Annotated in this window: 13 protein-coding genes; 8 read left to right on the top strand and 5 right to left on the bottom strand. The window is 57.3% G+C overall.

Translation table 11 applies throughout. The features are described from left to right. Positions 1 to 141 precede the first annotated feature (141 nt). Together ROE7235_RS13705 and ROE7235_RS13700 are read right to left on the bottom strand one after the other, a co-directional pair. Positions 142 to 1,380, bottom strand: coding sequence for an L-rhamnose isomerase (locus ROE7235_RS13705; RefSeq protein ID WP_121096069.1), 1,239 nt, complete (start codon positions 1,378 to 1,380; stop codon positions 142 to 144). A gap of 21 nt (positions 1,381 to 1,401) precedes the next feature. Then, positions 1,402 to 3,504 carry a bifunctional rhamnulose-1-phosphate aldolase/short-chain dehydrogenase gene (locus ROE7235_RS13700; RefSeq protein ID WP_121096068.1) on the bottom strand — a complete coding sequence of 701 codons (2,103 nt, stop codon included), beginning with the start codon at positions 3,502 to 3,504 and terminating at the stop codon, positions 1,402 to 1,404. A 186-nt stretch (positions 3,505 to 3,690) separates the two neighbouring features. On the opposite strand from ROE7235_RS13700, the gene ROE7235_RS13695 reads away from it, so the two are divergent. The 8 genes from ROE7235_RS13695 to ROE7235_RS13660 all read left to right on the top strand — a co-directional run bounded on the left by ROE7235_RS13695 (position 3,691) and on the right by ROE7235_RS13660 (position 11,765). After that, positions 3,691 to 4,503 carry a DeoR/GlpR family DNA-binding transcription regulator gene (locus tag ROE7235_RS13695; RefSeq protein WP_121096067.1) on the top strand — a complete coding sequence of 271 codons (813 nt, stop codon included), beginning with the start codon at positions 3,691 to 3,693 and terminating at the stop codon, positions 4,501 to 4,503. 25 nt (positions 4,504 to 4,528) lie between these two features. Further along, positions 4,529 to 5,524 carry a rhamnose ABC transporter substrate-binding protein gene (rhaS, locus tag ROE7235_RS13690; protein ID WP_121096066.1) on the top strand — a complete coding sequence of 332 codons (996 nt, stop codon included), beginning with the start codon at positions 4,529 to 4,531 and terminating at the stop codon, positions 5,522 to 5,524. Between the two features lie 141 nt (positions 5,525 to 5,665). Then, positions 5,666 to 7,153, top strand: coding sequence for a sugar ABC transporter ATP-binding protein (locus tag ROE7235_RS13685; protein ID WP_306418877.1), 1,488 nt, complete (start codon positions 5,666 to 5,668; stop codon positions 7,151 to 7,153). After that, on the top strand, positions 7,150 to 8,130 hold the full coding sequence (locus tag ROE7235_RS13680; RefSeq protein WP_121096064.1) for an ABC transporter permease: 981 nt from the start codon (positions 7,150 to 7,152) through the stop codon (positions 8,128 to 8,130). Before ROE7235_RS13685 ends, ROE7235_RS13680 begins: the two co-directional genes overlap by 4 nt. Further along, complete coding sequence (locus ROE7235_RS13675; protein WP_121096063.1) at positions 8,127 to 9,140, top strand: ABC transporter permease; 1,014 nt, start codon at positions 8,127 to 8,129, stop codon at positions 9,138 to 9,140. Before ROE7235_RS13680 ends, ROE7235_RS13675 begins: the two co-directional genes overlap by 4 nt. After that, positions 9,137 to 9,454, top strand: coding sequence for an L-rhamnose mutarotase (rhaM, locus tag ROE7235_RS13670; protein WP_121096073.1), 318 nt, complete (start codon positions 9,137 to 9,139; stop codon positions 9,452 to 9,454). The genes ROE7235_RS13675 and rhaM overlap by 4 nt, the downstream gene beginning before the upstream one ends. Continuing rightward, positions 9,451 to 10,827: an FGGY-family carbohydrate kinase gene (locus tag ROE7235_RS13665; protein WP_121096062.1), complete on the top strand. Its 1,377-nt coding sequence runs from the start codon at positions 9,451 to 9,453 to the stop codon at positions 10,825 to 10,827. Before rhaM ends, ROE7235_RS13665 begins: the two co-directional genes overlap by 4 nt. Positions 10,828 to 11,372: 545 nt before the next feature. Then, a complete protein-coding gene (locus ROE7235_RS13660) occupies positions 11,373 to 11,765 on the top strand; it encodes a cupin domain-containing protein (RefSeq protein ID WP_121096072.1) in 393 nt (130 codons plus the stop codon). A 175-nt stretch (positions 11,766 to 11,940) separates the two neighbouring features. On the opposite strand, the gene ROE7235_RS13655 is transcribed toward ROE7235_RS13660, so the two are convergent. Genes ROE7235_RS13655 through ROE7235_RS13645 form a run of 3 tightly spaced genes read right to left on the bottom strand, consistent with a single transcriptional unit; the run spans position 11,941 to position 14,160 of the window. Next, on the bottom strand, positions 11,941 to 12,729 hold the full coding sequence (locus ROE7235_RS13655) for a transporter substrate-binding domain-containing protein (RefSeq protein WP_121096071.1): 789 nt from the start codon (positions 12,727 to 12,729) through the stop codon (positions 11,941 to 11,943). Between the two features lie 34 nt (positions 12,730 to 12,763). Continuing rightward, positions 12,764 to 13,471 carry an amino acid ABC transporter permease gene (locus ROE7235_RS13650; RefSeq protein WP_121096061.1) on the bottom strand — a complete coding sequence of 236 codons (708 nt, stop codon included), beginning with the start codon at positions 13,469 to 13,471 and terminating at the stop codon, positions 12,764 to 12,766. Next, entirely contained in the window at positions 13,468 to 14,160 is a 693-nt protein-coding gene (locus ROE7235_RS13645) for an amino acid ABC transporter permease (protein ID WP_121096060.1), read from the bottom strand. The genes ROE7235_RS13650 and ROE7235_RS13645 overlap by 4 nt, the downstream gene beginning before the upstream one ends. Positions 14,161 to 14,237: the final 77 nt, after the last annotated feature.

Below are 14,237 nucleotides of genomic sequence, written 5' to 3'. Positions count from 1 at the left end.
ACGAAACCCCTCAAGACTGATAACCAAAATACGCTGCCTCACGGCAACGCGTCACAGGTGGCCGGATACCCCGGAACAGGTGGCCGGATGTTGTCGGAATAGGTGGCCGGATCCTCCGGAATACGCACAGTCGTCCTTGCCTCAGACTCGACCAGCCACGCTTTGGCTGTAGCGGTCAAGATCAGCGATCAACGTCTGGCCTGTCGCTACGCCCATCCGGTCGCAAAACTCTGACCAGACCGCCCCGTAAGGCAGGTCCTTGAGTTCTTCTGTAACGACCAGTCGTTGGGTGCAATCCAGCGCATCCTCTGCTGATTTAAGCCGTCCCCATGGCGCCAGAAGCGCGCGCAGCAGCGCCTTTTGCATGTTGCGGGTGCCGATGACCCATGCTGCGGTGCGGCTGATTGTTGCGTCAAAGAAATCCAGCCCGATGTGGGTCCGCCCCAGCAAATCAGCGCTGACCAATTCATGAGCCATCTGTTGGATAGCATCATCCAGCAGGATCACGTGGTCACTATCCCACCGCATCGGGCGGCTGACGTGGAGCAGGATTTCATTCACGGACAGGCTGACTGCGCTGAGTTTGTCGGCCACGTTCTCGGTCGGGTGGAAATGCCCCATATCAAGACACAGCATCGTGCCTTTGCGGATCGCATAGCCCATGTAGAATTCGTGGCTGCCGACAGTGCAGGCCTCTACCCCGATGCCGAACAACTTGCTTTCCACAGCGTCGAGCATCTCGGTTTTGTCGTGAGGGTCTGCCATCATCGCGTTCAAAGAGTGCTCAAGCCGCTGACGCGGTGCCATGCGGTCCACGGGTGTATCCTTGTAGCCGTCTGGCACCCAGACGTTGTTGACCGCAGGCGTCGCCAAAGCCAACCCCATCCGCGCCGCAATATCTCGGCACCGTTTGCCGTGTTCGATCCAGAAATCACGGATCCCCTGATTGGGATGGCTTAGCGTCAGGTTGTCGTCGGCCTTTTCATGGGCAAAGAACGTCGGATTGAAATCAAGACCAAGCCCCTGATCCTTGGCCCAATCAACCCACGGCGCAAAATGCCGGAACTCAATCTCGTCGCGGTCGGGCGTCTGGTCGGTATCCAGATAGCAGGCGTGCAGGTTCAGGCGATGGTTCCCGGGGATCATGCTGTAGGAAAATTCCAGATCGGCGCGCAATTCATCGGGCGTTCGGGCGCGACCGGGGTGGTTGCCCGTCGCCTGAATCCCGCCGCCTGAGCTGCCGGATTTCTGTTCAAACCCGACAACATCATCGCCCTGCCAGCAATGCATGGAAATCGGTATCTCCGCCAGCTTTGCAAGGGCTGCTTCGGTATCGACGCTCCAATCGGCAAAGGCGGCTTTCGCGCTCTCGTAGCTCATGATGAATCCTCCCGCACACGCTTATCGCGTAAACGCCTCTTTGTTGCCTGCGTCTACGTTGATGATATTGCCTGTGGACTTCGCCGACAGATCGGAGGCAAGGAAATATGCTGCCTCTGCAATGTCTTCGGGCAGGACAGACCGTTTCAGCATGGAGCGCTCTCGGTACATTTCCTCGAGTCCGTCTTTGTCGGTGCCATAGGTTCCGGCGCGCTGGTCCAGCCATTCGCCCTGCCAGATTTTGGAGCCTTTCAGCACCGCATCGGGGTTCACGACGTTGACACGCACACCCAGTTGCGCACCTTCCAGTGCCAGGCAGCGGGCGAGGTGGATTTCGCTCGCTTTCGCTGTGCAGTAGGCCGAGGCGTTGGGCGATGCTGCCAACCCGTTTTTGGAGGCGACAAACACAACAGCCCCGCCAATATCCTGCACCTTAAACAGTTTGAACGCCTCGCGGCTGACAAGGAAATACCCGGTCGACAGGATCGACATGTTCCTGTTCCACAGATCAAGGGATGTTTCCGCAATCGGGGCGGAACTGGCGATGCCAGCATTGCTGACAAGAATGTCCACACCGCCGAATTCGGCTGCGATGGTGCTATAGGCGGCGGCCACCGCGGTCTCATCCGTTACGTTCATGTTCACAGTGCGCACGACATCGGCCGAGTATTTTTCGCTGAGCCCCTCGTAGGTTTCGGTCAGGGCTGCGTCGTCAATATCGGCCAACATGACGCAAGCGCCTTCGCGCAGATAGCGTTCAGCTGTCGCCGCGCCGATGCCGCCAGCTCCGCCGGTGACGAGCGCCACACGACCCGCCAGCGATTTCGGTGCAGGCATCCGTTGCAACTTGGCCTCTTCCAGAAGCCAGTATTCGATGTCAAATGCCTCTTGTTCGGGAAGGCCCTGGTATTCGGAAACGGCATCCGCACCGCGCATCACGTTTATGGCGTTGACGTAGAACTCGCCGGAAATGCGTGCTGTGGCTTTGTCTTTGGCGAAGGTGATCATGCCGACACCGGGGATTAGGTACACAACCGCGTTCGGGTCGCGAATGGCCGGGCTGTCATGACGTTTGCAGCGGTCGTAATAGGCCTGATAGCCTAGGCGGTAATCTGCTATTGCATCGGAAAGTCCCGCAATTGTCGCTTCAACATCGGGTTTTGCAGGATCGAATTCAACCACGAGCGGGCAGATTTTGGTCCGCAGAAAATGGTCGGGGCAAGACGTTCCAAGCGCTGCCAGCCGATCCATGTCCTTGGCGTTGACGAATTCCAGAACGGCCTCGCTGTCGGTGAAGTGGCCGACCATATGCTGTTGGCCAGATACAAATCCTCGAATGGCAGGCATCAACCGGGCCGCTGTCGCGCGGCGCTCGTCAGCGGATAGCGATTTATGAACCGCCCCGCCAAAGGCGTCTTTGCCTTTGGTCTGGTCTGCAAACCAGTCCATCGCCTTTTGAATGATGTCGATGGTCAACGCGTAGCAGTCCTGCGCATCATCCGCCCATGTGAACAACCCGTGGCTTTCCAGAACGACACCCTTTGCGTCCGGGTTCTTTTTGCAGAACTCTGACAACCAAAGACCCAACTCGTAGCCCGGCTTTTTCCAAGGCAGCCAGCCAATGCTATCGCCGAAAATCTGCTGCGTCAGCGCCTTGCTGTCCTTGGCCGCCGCAATCGCAATGATCGCATCGGGGTGCATGTGGTCCACATGTTTGGCGGGGACATAGGCATGAAGCGGAGTATCAATCGACGCGGCACGCGGGTTCAGATTGAACGTGCAATGGGGCAAGTAGGCCACCATCTCATCCTCAAACTCAACCCCCCGATAGAGGCCCCGCAACGCGTTCAGCTTGTCCATATAGAGCGTCGAAAACCCGTCCATCTTTATGGACCCGACATCCCCGCCGGACCCTTTAACCCAAAGCACCTCGACCATGTCGCCCGTGAGCGGATCTTTCTGCATGACCTTTGCAGATGTGTTGCCGCCGCCATAGTTCGTGATTCTTTTATCCGACCCCAACAGGTTGGACCGGTAGAGCAGCTTTTCAGGCTCGCTCATCTTACTCGCAAGGGCTTCGTCCCATTTGTTTTCAAGGCGTTGGTTGTTCTGGGAAGAGGTCATGCGTGTCTCCGGGGTGGGCAGGTTAAGACGGAAATGTTGCGAGCAAACTGACGGGATCACCCTCGCAAGTCAATCATTTTCAATCAGATATAGTCATACTGCAGCGCAGAATGATTGAAGTTGATAAAAAATGATTGACAAAATGCCGCGACTCAATCCAACTTAGGCGGATCGAAAGGGCATCAAATGCACGAGAAAGACCGTCACCGAGTTATCCTATCCGCCGTTCAGGATCGGTCCTTGGTCACGGTCATTGATTTATGTGCGCTGACCGGCGCGTCCGAAGCGACGGTGCGCCGCGACATCAACACACTCGATGAACAGAAACGCTTGCGTCGCGTGCGTGGCGGGGCGGAAGCCATCACGACAAAGCCCTTTGTCGGCCTTGCGGGGCGTCCGTTCTCTGTCAACGAAACCATGAACATTGCTGAGAAGCAGGCGATTGCCGCCGCCGCGGTAGAGCTTTGCGATGACGGCGAGCCGATCATCATAAATGGCGGGACGACCACGTTTCAAATGGTCCACCCACTCGCATCGCGCCGTATGCAGGTGTTCACCAACTCATTTCCGATCGCGGAGCACCTGCTGAAGAATACCGGCAACACCGTAATGTTGTCCGGCGGGATCATTTACCGCGAGCAAAACATCATCCTGTCCCCGTTCGAGAATGACGTGACGCGCAATTTCTACGCCAAGCGCATGTTTATGGGCGCACAAGGCATTGGACCGCTGGGCTTGATGGAAGGCGATCCGCTGCTGATCCAGGCGGAGCAAAAGCTTATCGGTCAGGCCGAAGAACTCATCGTTCTGGTCGACAGCTCGAAATTCGCAAACCGCTCAAGCCTTGTACTTTGCCCGCTTGAACGCATCGACACAATCATCACCGACGACGGCATAGATGACCGCACGGCGGCCATGCTGGAAAGCGCTGATGTGACACTGATCGTGGTGCCAATGGGTGCCGCGCAGAAAGAGGGGGTGGCAAGATTGCCAGCCTGAACCAAACCACTCCAGGGAGGAAACCATGAGTGTATTCAAGAAACTAGCAACATCCGTTGCACTGGCCGGTGCGATGCTTGGCTCTCCAGCATTTGCACAAGATGACGTGCGGATCGCGCTCGTTGTCAAAGCTCTTGGCATCGGGTTCTTCGAAGCCGCCGCTGAAGGCGCGGAAGAAGCAGCAGCCGAACTTGGCAATGTCGAGATCATCTACACCGGTCCGACCGATACGACGGCAGAAGGCCAGATCGAAGTGATCAATGCGCTTATCGCCCAGCAGGTCGACGCCATTGCAATCTCTGCAAACGATACCGACGCGCTTGTGCCGGCGTTGCAGCGTGCCATGCAGCGCGGGATCACGGTTATCAGTTGGGATTCCGGCGTGGCACCCGAAGGCCGCCAATTGCACCTGAACCCATCGTCCAACCCGTTGATCGGTAACATGATCATCAAACTGGCCGCAGATCACCTGCCCGATGGCGGCGAAGTTGCGTTGCTGTCCGCGACCACCACATCCACAAACCAGAACATCTGGATCGAAGAGATGATGGCCGTCATGGGCGATTATCCGGAGATCGAGGTTGTCGCGACCGTCTATGGCGACGATCTGGCCGACAAATCTTACCGCGAAGCCACGGGCCTGATGCAATCCTACCCTGATCTGGACGCAATCATTGCCCCGACATCCGTTGGTATCGTGGCTGCTGCTCAGGCTGTCGTGGATGCCGGCAAAGTCGGCGAAGTCAACGTGACGGGCCTTGGCCTGCCATCCGAGATGGCCGGTGCGATTGAGTCGGGTGCGTCCCAGTCGTTTGCAATCTGGAACCCGATTGATCTGGGTTATTCCGCGACCATGCTCGCATATGAGCTTAGCCAGAATGGCGTAGAGGCCACACCGGGCGCAGAAATCCCGATGGGCCGCATGGGCGCGTTGACGCTGGATGAAAACAACGAAGGCGCAATGGCCGATCCGTTTGTCTACGACGCCAGCAACATCGAACAGTTCAAGTCGATCTTCTGAACTTTCCTATCTGGCCCGGCGCACTCTTTGCATCGGGCCAGAACGCCTACACCCCCCCAATCTTCATGCCCAACGAGGTTCATATCTATGACGCATCCCGCGCCACACGCTCCAGATGTGACACCGATTGTTTCGATGGACATGATCACAAAGACATTTCCGGGGGTGAAAGCCCTCGATGACGTCAAGCTCGACCTCTATCCGGGCCAAGTCACGGCATTGGTCGGCGAGAACGGCGCCGGAAAATCAACGACCGTCAAAATTCTGACCGGTATCTACAAGACCGACGGCGGCACCATCCGCATCGACGGGCAGCCCGTGTCTTTTGCGGCCCCCAATGACGCGGCCAAGGCCGGTATCACCGCGATCCATCAGGAAACGGTTCTGTTTGATGAATTATCCGTTGCGGAAAACATCTATATCGGCCACGCGCCCAAGACGCGTTTCGGCCTTATTGATACGTCCGAAATGCACCGCGCAGCCTCCGCGTTGCTGGCAGAAATCGGTGCGCCCTTCAACTCGCACACCCAACTGCGGGAGCTTGGGATCGCCAACAAACACCTTGTTGCGATTGCGCGCGCGCTGTCTGTGGATGCCCGCGTCGTCATCATGGACGAACCAACCGCCGCGCTGTCACACAAGGAAATCGAAGAGCTGTACGACTTGGTCGACACCCTCAAATCCCAAGGCAAGGCGATCCTGTTCATCAGCCACAAATTCGACGAGATATTCCGCATCGCCGACCGCTATACCGTGTTCCGCGATGGCGCCTTTGTCGGCGATGGCAGGATCGCGGATATTGCCGAGGACGATCTTGTAACCATGATGGTCGGGCGGTCTGTCGACCAGATCTTTCCCGCGCGCGCCCATGACGTTGGCGAAGAGGTTCTCAAGGTCGTTGGCTACGAACACCCGACCGAATTTTCTGAAATCAATTTCTCCCTGAACCGGGGCGAAATCCTTGGCTTTTACGGGCTGGTTGGGGCGGGTCGGTCCGAATTCATGCAGGCTCTTTTCGGGATCACAAAGCCCTCTAAAGGGGTCTGCCGGATCAATGGTGATATTACGGTTATCCGATCTCCTGCCGACGCGGTCAGCAATGGCATTGTCTATGTGCCCGAAGATCGCGGCAAACAGGGCGCGGTGATCGGCTTGCCGATTTTCCAGAACATCACCCTGCCGTCCTTGGGGCGCACATCACGCCGCGGGTTTCTGCAAATGGCGGAGGAGTTCAAACTCGCCCGTGAATATTCGCAGCGTCTGGATTTGCGCGCCGCCGCGCTGGACCAAGATGTCGGCAACCTGTCGGGCGGCAACCAACAGAAGGTGGTCATCGCCAAATGGCTTGCCACGCAGCCGCAGGTCATCATTCTGGATGAGCCGACCAAGGGCATCGACATCGGGTCCAAGGCGGCGGTGCATGAGTTTATGGCAGAACTGGCAGCGCAGGGCTTGTCGGTCATCATGGTCAGCTCTGAAATTCCCGAAGTCATCGGCATGTCAGACCGTGTGATCGTCATGCGCGAAGGGCGCATCGCGGCCGAGTTGAACGGCGCTGATCTGAGCCCCGAAATCCTTGTCCGCCACGCCGCGGGAATCACATCTTCTTCCGAAGGGAACGCAGCATGATGCGGCTTGTTCCAGTGCGCGAGACGATACTCGCCGGCGCCATTCTTGTGCTGCTGATACTTGTGGCATCGCGTTTTCCCGGCTTTGTCGCGCCGTCCAATCTGGCGAATGTGTTCAACGACACCGCCCCGCTGATCATTCTGGCGCTTGGGCAGATGGTGGTTATCCTGACACGCTGTATCGATCTGTCAGTCGCGGCCAACCTGGCCCTGACAGGTATGGCGGTGGCAATGATCAATGTCGCCATGCCGGGGCTTCCGATCCCTGTCATTATCGCGATTGCCATCTTGCTGGGCGGGGCCTTGGGCGCAATCAATGGCGTCCTTGTTTGGAAACTTGCGATTCCGCCTATCGTTGTGACCTTGGGCACGATGACGATCTTTCGCGGCATCATCTTTCTTATCTCAGATGGGAAATGGGTGAACAGCCACGAGATGTCCCCCGCCTTTACCGGCGTCCCGCGCATGGTGCTGTTGGGTCTGCCAGTACTGTCATGGGCGGCGATTGTCACGATCTTCCTGTTCGCGATCATGATGGCGCGAACCCAGTTCGGGCGGTCGATCTTTGCTGTCGGCGGCAACCCCCATGCGGCGGTCTATACAGGCATCGACGTGGGCAAAACGCAGTTCTGGGCCTTCGTGGTGTCCGGCGCGCTGGCGGGTCTGACGGGCTATCTTTGGGTATCGCGCTTCGCCGTGGCCTATGTCGATATCGCAGGCGGGTTCGAGCTGGAGGTCGTCGCGGCCTGCGTGATCGGCGGCATCTCGATCGCGGGCGGGATCGGGTCTGTTGGCGGTGCCGTGCTGGGCGCACTCTTTTTAGGTGTCGTCAAGAACGCCTTGCCGGTCGTCAATATTTCACCGTTCTGGCAGCTTGCGATTTCGGGCAGCGCGATCCTGATCGCTGTCGCGTTCAACGCCCGCGCTGGCCGTAAAAAGGGCCGCATTATCCTCAAAGAAGCGGAAGGTGCAAAATGACCGACGCTCCCCAACCTGCCACTCAGGCGCGTCACGTTCCTGACCGTTTGAACAGTAGCGCGGCACGACTGTTCAAAAGCTGGGAAGCCTTGTTGCTGGCCGTTGCCATTTCGATCTTCATGATCAACAGTTTCGCGTCACCCTACTTCCTGAACGCTTGGAATCTCAGCGACGCGACATTCAACTTCACCGAGAAGGCGATGATCGCCTTTGCCATGGCATTGCTCATCATATCGGGCGAAATTGACCTATCCGTCGCCTCGATCATCGCGCTGGCCAGCACTGCGATGGGGTTGGCGCTGCAATACGGGGCAGGGACGCCGGAATTGGTCATGGTCGGGCTGACCGTTGGCTTGCTATGTGGGGCGTTCAACGGTTTCTTCGTCACCGTTCTGGGGCTGCCCTCGATCGTCGTTACCATTGGCACAATGAGCCTGTTTCGCGGCATCAGCTTCATCATCCTGGGCGATGATGCCTTCCGCGGCTACCCCTCAAGCTTTTCGTGGTTCGGTCAGGGCTATATTTACTGGGTCTTTACCGTTGAAATGCTGCTTTTCGTTATCATCGCAATCATTTACGGCGTCTTGCTCCACAAGACCAATTTCGGCCGCGCCGTCTATGCAATCGGCAACAATCCCACAGCGGCGCTTTTCAGTGGGATCCGTGTGCAGCGGGTCAAGTTCATCCTGTTTCTGTTGACGGGCCTGATGTCGGGCGTGGCGGCTGTTTGCCTGACCTCTCGCTTGGGTTCCACCCGCCCCAGTATTGCCATGGGGATGGAGCTAGAGGTGGTCACGATGGTCGTCCTTGGGGGCGTCAATATCCTTGGCGGTTCCGGCACCATTCCCGGTGTTGTCATCGCCGCGTTTGTCATGGGGCTTGTGACCTTCGGGCTGGGGCTTCTGAACGTCCCCGGAATCGTGATGTCGATCTTTATCGGCTTGCTGTTGATCGGCGTGATTGCATTGCCGCGCCTATGGGCGATGGTCGCCGCAAGGCGCAAGGCATGAGCGAACGCTACGTATTCAGAATGCGCCTGCACGCGGGCCAGATGGCCGAATACAAACGCCGTCATGATGCGATCTGGCCGGAACTTGTCGCTTTGTTGCACGAGGCCGGTATCAGTGAGTATTCGATCCATCTGGATGAAGAGACAAACCACCTGATCGGCGTCTTGATCCGCACAGACGATCACGGCATGGAGGCCTTGGCAGATCATCCTGTCATGCAGAAATGGTGGGCGCATATGGGTGATATCATGGAGACGAACGCTGATACGTCGCCGGTTGCAGTCGCGCTGACGCCTCTGTTCTACATGCCATGACCTCTCCTAGACACATCGCCGTCATCGACATCGGCAAGACCAACGCAAAACTGGCTTTGGTCGATGTACAGACCCTGACAGAAATCGCCGTCGTCACCCGTCCCAACATCGTGCAAGCCGGCCCGCCATGGCCGCACTACGACGTAGATGGGCACTGGACGTTTCTGCTAGATGCCTTGGCAACGTTCCATCGTGAACATGGGGTCGATGCCATATCAATAACGACCCATGGCGCCAGTGCGGCATTGCTGGCCCATGACGGCTCACTCGCCGCGCCGATTTTGGACTACGAGCATGAATACCCCGACCGGATCATCGCCGAGTATGATGCGATCCGCCCCGATTTCGCGCAAACAGGCTCTCCGAAACTCGCCGGTGGGCTCAACATCGGCGCGCAACTTCACTACCAATTTGCAACCGACCCGACACTGCGGGATCGCACGGCGCAGATCGTTACCTACCCGCAGTATTGGGGGCATCGCCTGACAGGTGTCGCCGCGACGGATGTCACGTCAATCGGGTGCCACACCGACCTTTGGGCACCACGCACAGGAGAGTTTTCTAGCTTGCCTGCTGTCCTTGGCATAGAAGGAAAAATTGCACCGGCGCGCAAATCAACAGAGGTGCTCGGGCAGATTCTGCCCCACATTGCCGAGGCCACTGGCCTGCCACCGCGCACCCAAGTCAGTGTCGGTATTCACGATTCAAACGCGTCACTTTACCCACACATCCTGACTCAAAGCGGGTCTTTCTCGGTCGTCTCCACCGGCACATGGGTGATCGTAATGTCTGTGGGCGGCGCGGATACCCCTCTTGATCCATCGCGCGATACCCTGGTCAACGTCAACGCGCGTGGGCAGGCCGTGCCAAGTGCACGCTTCATGGGTGGGCGAGAGTTTGAGATCATCCAGCCAGGTCATCAATCCGACCCTTCAAGTCAGGACATCGCAGACGTTTTGGCCTCATCGCTTATGATCCTCCCAGCCGTTGATCCCCGCACAGGCCCTTTTCAGGGGCGGCACATGCAGTGGATCGGTGAAGAGCCGGGTACTGGAACCGGGCGTAGAGCCGTCGCGCTGTCGTTCTACCTCGCTTTGATGACGGATACTTGTCTCCGGCTGACCGGGGCATCAGGCCCGACGATCGTCGAAGGTCCGTTTGCAAAAAATGCAGAATTTGTTTCCATGCTCATGGCCGCGACAGGCCGCCCAGTTCTGAAGAGCGACGCCGCAACCGGAACAAGCATTGGTGCTGCGATGTTGATGAGCACCCCTGCGGAGCTGGTCCAGCCAGCGGCACATAGCGCGGTGGACAGCATTGAAGCGCTAAAGGCCTATGCGACACGGTGGCACTCAAACGTTAGACTTGATTAAAGGCTCCAGACAGGCAGCTTTTGTTCTCAGGCATGCTGGGCTCCGATTGATCCGAAGTGTGCTTTCACCCTCTTGTCCGGCACTGGCGCTGGGCTTAGCGTCTGGCACTTTGGCCCATCCCTGCCATTTTTCCGTATTTTCTGTTCGGCAAAGGTCAAATACGGCCCCTGAAACCAGATTTTGTATCAGATATCAGCATATTACACAGCGCGCTATGGAGCGCTTTGCGTGTTGCATCAGGCTATGAAAGCAAGCGGCGCCTGAGTTGCCGCTTTGGCCAAAGCAAGGCGCGACAGGCAACCCTCAAAACTTAAACCCGAATCCGCACAGATTGGCCCTGACGGGCCAAAGCATCCGGGCAACCGCCAGCTATATGACAAGCGCGGCTGCCCGGATGCTGGCGCTCGTCTTGACGCTGACTGTCACAACCCCAAAGTGGCAACATTTTGCGTTGCCCTTTGGCTCACTTTTACTCTGCCGTTGACACCATCTCCGCTCTCGTGGCGATGGGCGCAGACGCAATCCAATTCGCAAGAGGAAATGTCATGAACAGCACAGAACAGAGCCAGCAATCCAGTAGGACAGGAAGCCCGAGGGATGCCGGACCACGGTCATCGGAGGCGGTTCGCCACTCTCTTGCGGATGTCGCAGAGCGGCTCTCCGAAACATCGCTCTTTGAAGTCGTTTTTGAGACACGTGAGGTGTCTATCGAACTCTACGCCCCGGTGGAAGAGGACAAGCAGATGCCACATGATCGGGACGAACTCTACATTGTTGCCACCGGCTCTGGTACGTTTTCACGCGGCGACGAAGTGGTGCCGTTCGGCCCGGGTGACCTGCTGTTCGTGCCAGCTCATGTGTCCCACCGTTTCGAAAGCTTTACGGACGATTTCAAGGTCTGGGTGATCTTCTATGGCGACAAAAGGCCGAAAGGGTAAAAAACGACCGTATTGACCGACGTTCCGAAAGCCGTCTTTGGGTCCGCTGTAACCGATAGCCGTTTCGTCCGCCCTCGCTACCGCCTGCTTTCTATTGTCGTCAGTGCAGCGACGGTGAAATAAAGCGCGACCAATAAAAGAGCCCTGCCACATGATCGTGGCAGGGCGGTTGGTATCAAAGGGTCGGCAAGGGCGGAAGCGGTTGCCCAAACCATTGCTGGGAGAGTTCATTCAACTCGCCGCCCAATGTCTTATGCATGATAAAAACATTGACCCATTGCAGCAGGTCGCTGTTGCCTTTCTTCACCCCGATAAAGCAAGGCGAGTCGCGCATGATGAATTTTACATCCACGCTCAGATCGGGGTTGTTGGCCGCTAGTTCCGCCGCGACAGTGTTGCCCGTGACCAACACATCAACTTGGCCCGACTGATAGGCTGACAATGTGGCTGCGTTGTCACCGAAGCGGATAATCTCGGCATCTTCCGGGGCGGTGCGGGTCAGTTCCAGATCTTCGAGCGCGCCGCCTGTGACGCCAACTTTCAAGCCTGACAGGTCTGCCACGGACGACAGATCCAGATCAGCCGCCGCGAAGGCGCCAGAGTAGAACGGCGCATAAGCCGAGGAGAACCAGATCGACTTGGCGCGCTCGGGATTTGCCCCCATGGACGAAATCACCAGATCAACCCGGTCGGTTTCCAGATACGGGATGCGTTGGTTGGAACTGACGGGCACGATGTTCAAATCGACTCCCAGATCAGCGGCGATCAGTTTGGCCACATCGACATCATAGCCTTGGTGCTCGCCTTCCATGCCAAGCGCACCGAAAGGCGGGAAGCTTTCGGGCACCGCGATGTTGATGGTGCCGCGCGCCAGAATATCGGACAGGTCGGCCAATGCTGCGGAGGGCACAAGGCTTGCAAGGCCAAGGCCCGCGGCGACAAAGAGGGATCGAAGTGACTTCATGGGTGTCATCCTTTCTATAGTGACGGTGGTTTTGTCATGCAGTCGCTACCGGCTGCACGGTCTTGACGGTGCCCATCCGGCGCTCCAGGCGGCGCGAATAGAGCGAAAGCGGGAAGCACAGCGCGAAGTAGATCAGCGCCATCAACGGAAATATGATGTAAGGTTCGGTGCCCGCCACAGGGGCATTTGCCCACCGTTTGCCAATCGTCATCAGGTCGGTAAAACCGATGATATAGGCCAGTGACGTGCCTTTTATGATCTGCACCATAAATCCGACTGTCGGCGCCAGTGCTATGGTCACAGCTTGCGGCGCGACCACCAGACGCAGGGTCGGCAGAAACCGCAGCCCAAGCGCGTTTGCTCCTTCCCATTGCCCCTTGGGAATGGACTCCAGCGCGCCGCGCCAAACATCTGACATATAGGCGCTTGAATAGAGCGTGAGCGAAATGCTGGCAGCATACCACGGGTCGATATTCATACCGAACAGGCGCGGCACACCAAGTCCGGTCAGGAACAGAAGCATCAGAAGCGGCGTGGACTGGAACAGCCAGATATAGCCAATCGCGAAGCGTTTGCCCCACTTGCTGGGCGCAATCCGGACAAGTGCGATAACAGCGCCCAGAAGCCCGCCCCCCACGAAGGCGATCAACGACAGATAAATCGTAAACTGCGTGGCATCGAGCAATTGATAGATGACGATACCATGCGGTCGCCCGAATATCTCGATCAGGACATCCCTCATCGTTGCAGCCCCACCCATGGAAAGAGAACCCGATACAAACCAACCATCAGCGCCTTGAAGCTGAGCGAAATGCCGATGTAGATCGCGGTCAGTGTGACGAAGACCTCGAATGTTCGGAAGGTGCGGCTGTCGACGAAAATCCCTGCGTTGGTCAGGTCACGAACTCCGATTTCAGAGATGATCCCGGTGGTCAGGAATAGAAAAATGAACTGGCTGCTCAGGGATGGAAACATCTTGCCCACGGCCTGTGGCAACGTGATCTTCAGGAAGATGATCATGGGGCTGATCCCCATGGCTTGTGCAGCCTCTTCCTGTCCCTTGCCTACTGTGTTGAAGCCCGCGCGCAGGATTTCGGCAAAATAGGCAGAGAAATTCAGCACCAAAGCCAGCAACGCATGCGCCCAGAACGGCCATTGATAGCCCAACAGCAATGGCAGCCCGAAAGCCACGAAGAACAGTTGCACGATCAGCGGTGTGTTGCGGATGAATTCGACATAAGCGGCGGCGATCCAGTGAATACCTGCGACCTTGCGGTGGCGCAGAAAGGCCAAAACCATCGCGATCCCGAAGCCCAGTATCCCAGCCGCAAGGGTTAACCCCGCGCTCAGCGCCGCCCCTGCGAACAATAAGTTGACGTAGTCAACATTCCGGAAAATCTCGAAAAACCTGAGCTCCACGGCTCTGTCCATCCTGCTTGCTTCTGGTCTGGACGAAATCTGCCAGATTGTATCAACGCCACATCGGTTAATGCTGAAACACTTTATGG

Source organism: Roseinatronobacter ekhonensis (genome assembly GCF_900499075.1).
Taxonomy (GTDB): Bacteria; Pseudomonadota; Alphaproteobacteria; order Rhodobacterales; family Rhodobacteraceae; genus Roseinatronobacter; species Roseinatronobacter ekhonensis.
Note: the sequence above shows the minus strand (reverse complement) of the source record. Positions and strands in the feature narration are given on the sequence as shown.

Coding starts and splice junctions, on each gene's coding strand:
- ROE7235_RS13650 (WP_121096061.1), bottom strand. CDS start 13,471: ATGAGGGATGTCCTGATCGAGATATTCGGGCGACCGCATGGTATCGTC.
- ROE7235_RS13665 (WP_121096062.1), top strand. CDS start 9,451: ATGACCTCTCCTAGACACATCGCCGTCATCGACATCGGCAAGACCAAC.
- ROE7235_RS13655 (WP_121096071.1), bottom strand. CDS start 12,729: ATGAAGTCACTTCGATCCCTCTTTGTCGCCGCGGGCCTTGGCCTTGCA.
- ROE7235_RS13675 (WP_121096063.1), top strand. CDS start 8,127: ATGACCGACGCTCCCCAACCTGCCACTCAGGCGCGTCACGTTCCTGAC.
- ROE7235_RS13695 (WP_121096067.1), top strand. CDS start 3,691: ATGCACGAGAAAGACCGTCACCGAGTTATCCTATCCGCCGTTCAGGAT.
- ROE7235_RS13685 (WP_306418877.1), top strand. CDS start 5,666: ATGATCACAAAGACATTTCCGGGGGTGAAAGCCCTCGATGACGTCAAG.
- ROE7235_RS13705 (WP_121096069.1), bottom strand. CDS start 1,380: ATGAGCTACGAGAGCGCGAAAGCCGCCTTTGCCGATTGGAGCGTCGAT.
- ROE7235_RS13700 (WP_121096068.1), bottom strand. CDS start 3,504: ATGACCTCTTCCCAGAACAACCAACGCCTTGAAAACAAATGGGACGAA.
- ROE7235_RS13645 (WP_121096060.1), bottom strand. CDS start 14,160: ATGGACAGAGCCGTGGAGCTCAGGTTTTTCGAGATTTTCCGGAATGTT.
- ROE7235_RS13660 (WP_121096072.1), top strand. CDS start 11,373: ATGAACAGCACAGAACAGAGCCAGCAATCCAGTAGGACAGGAAGCCCG.
- rhaM (WP_121096073.1), top strand. CDS start 9,137: ATGAGCGAACGCTACGTATTCAGAATGCGCCTGCACGCGGGCCAGATG.
- rhaS (WP_121096066.1), top strand. CDS start 4,529: ATGAGTGTATTCAAGAAACTAGCAACATCCGTTGCACTGGCCGGTGCG.
- ROE7235_RS13680 (WP_121096064.1), top strand. CDS start 7,150: ATGATGCGGCTTGTTCCAGTGCGCGAGACGATACTCGCCGGCGCCATT.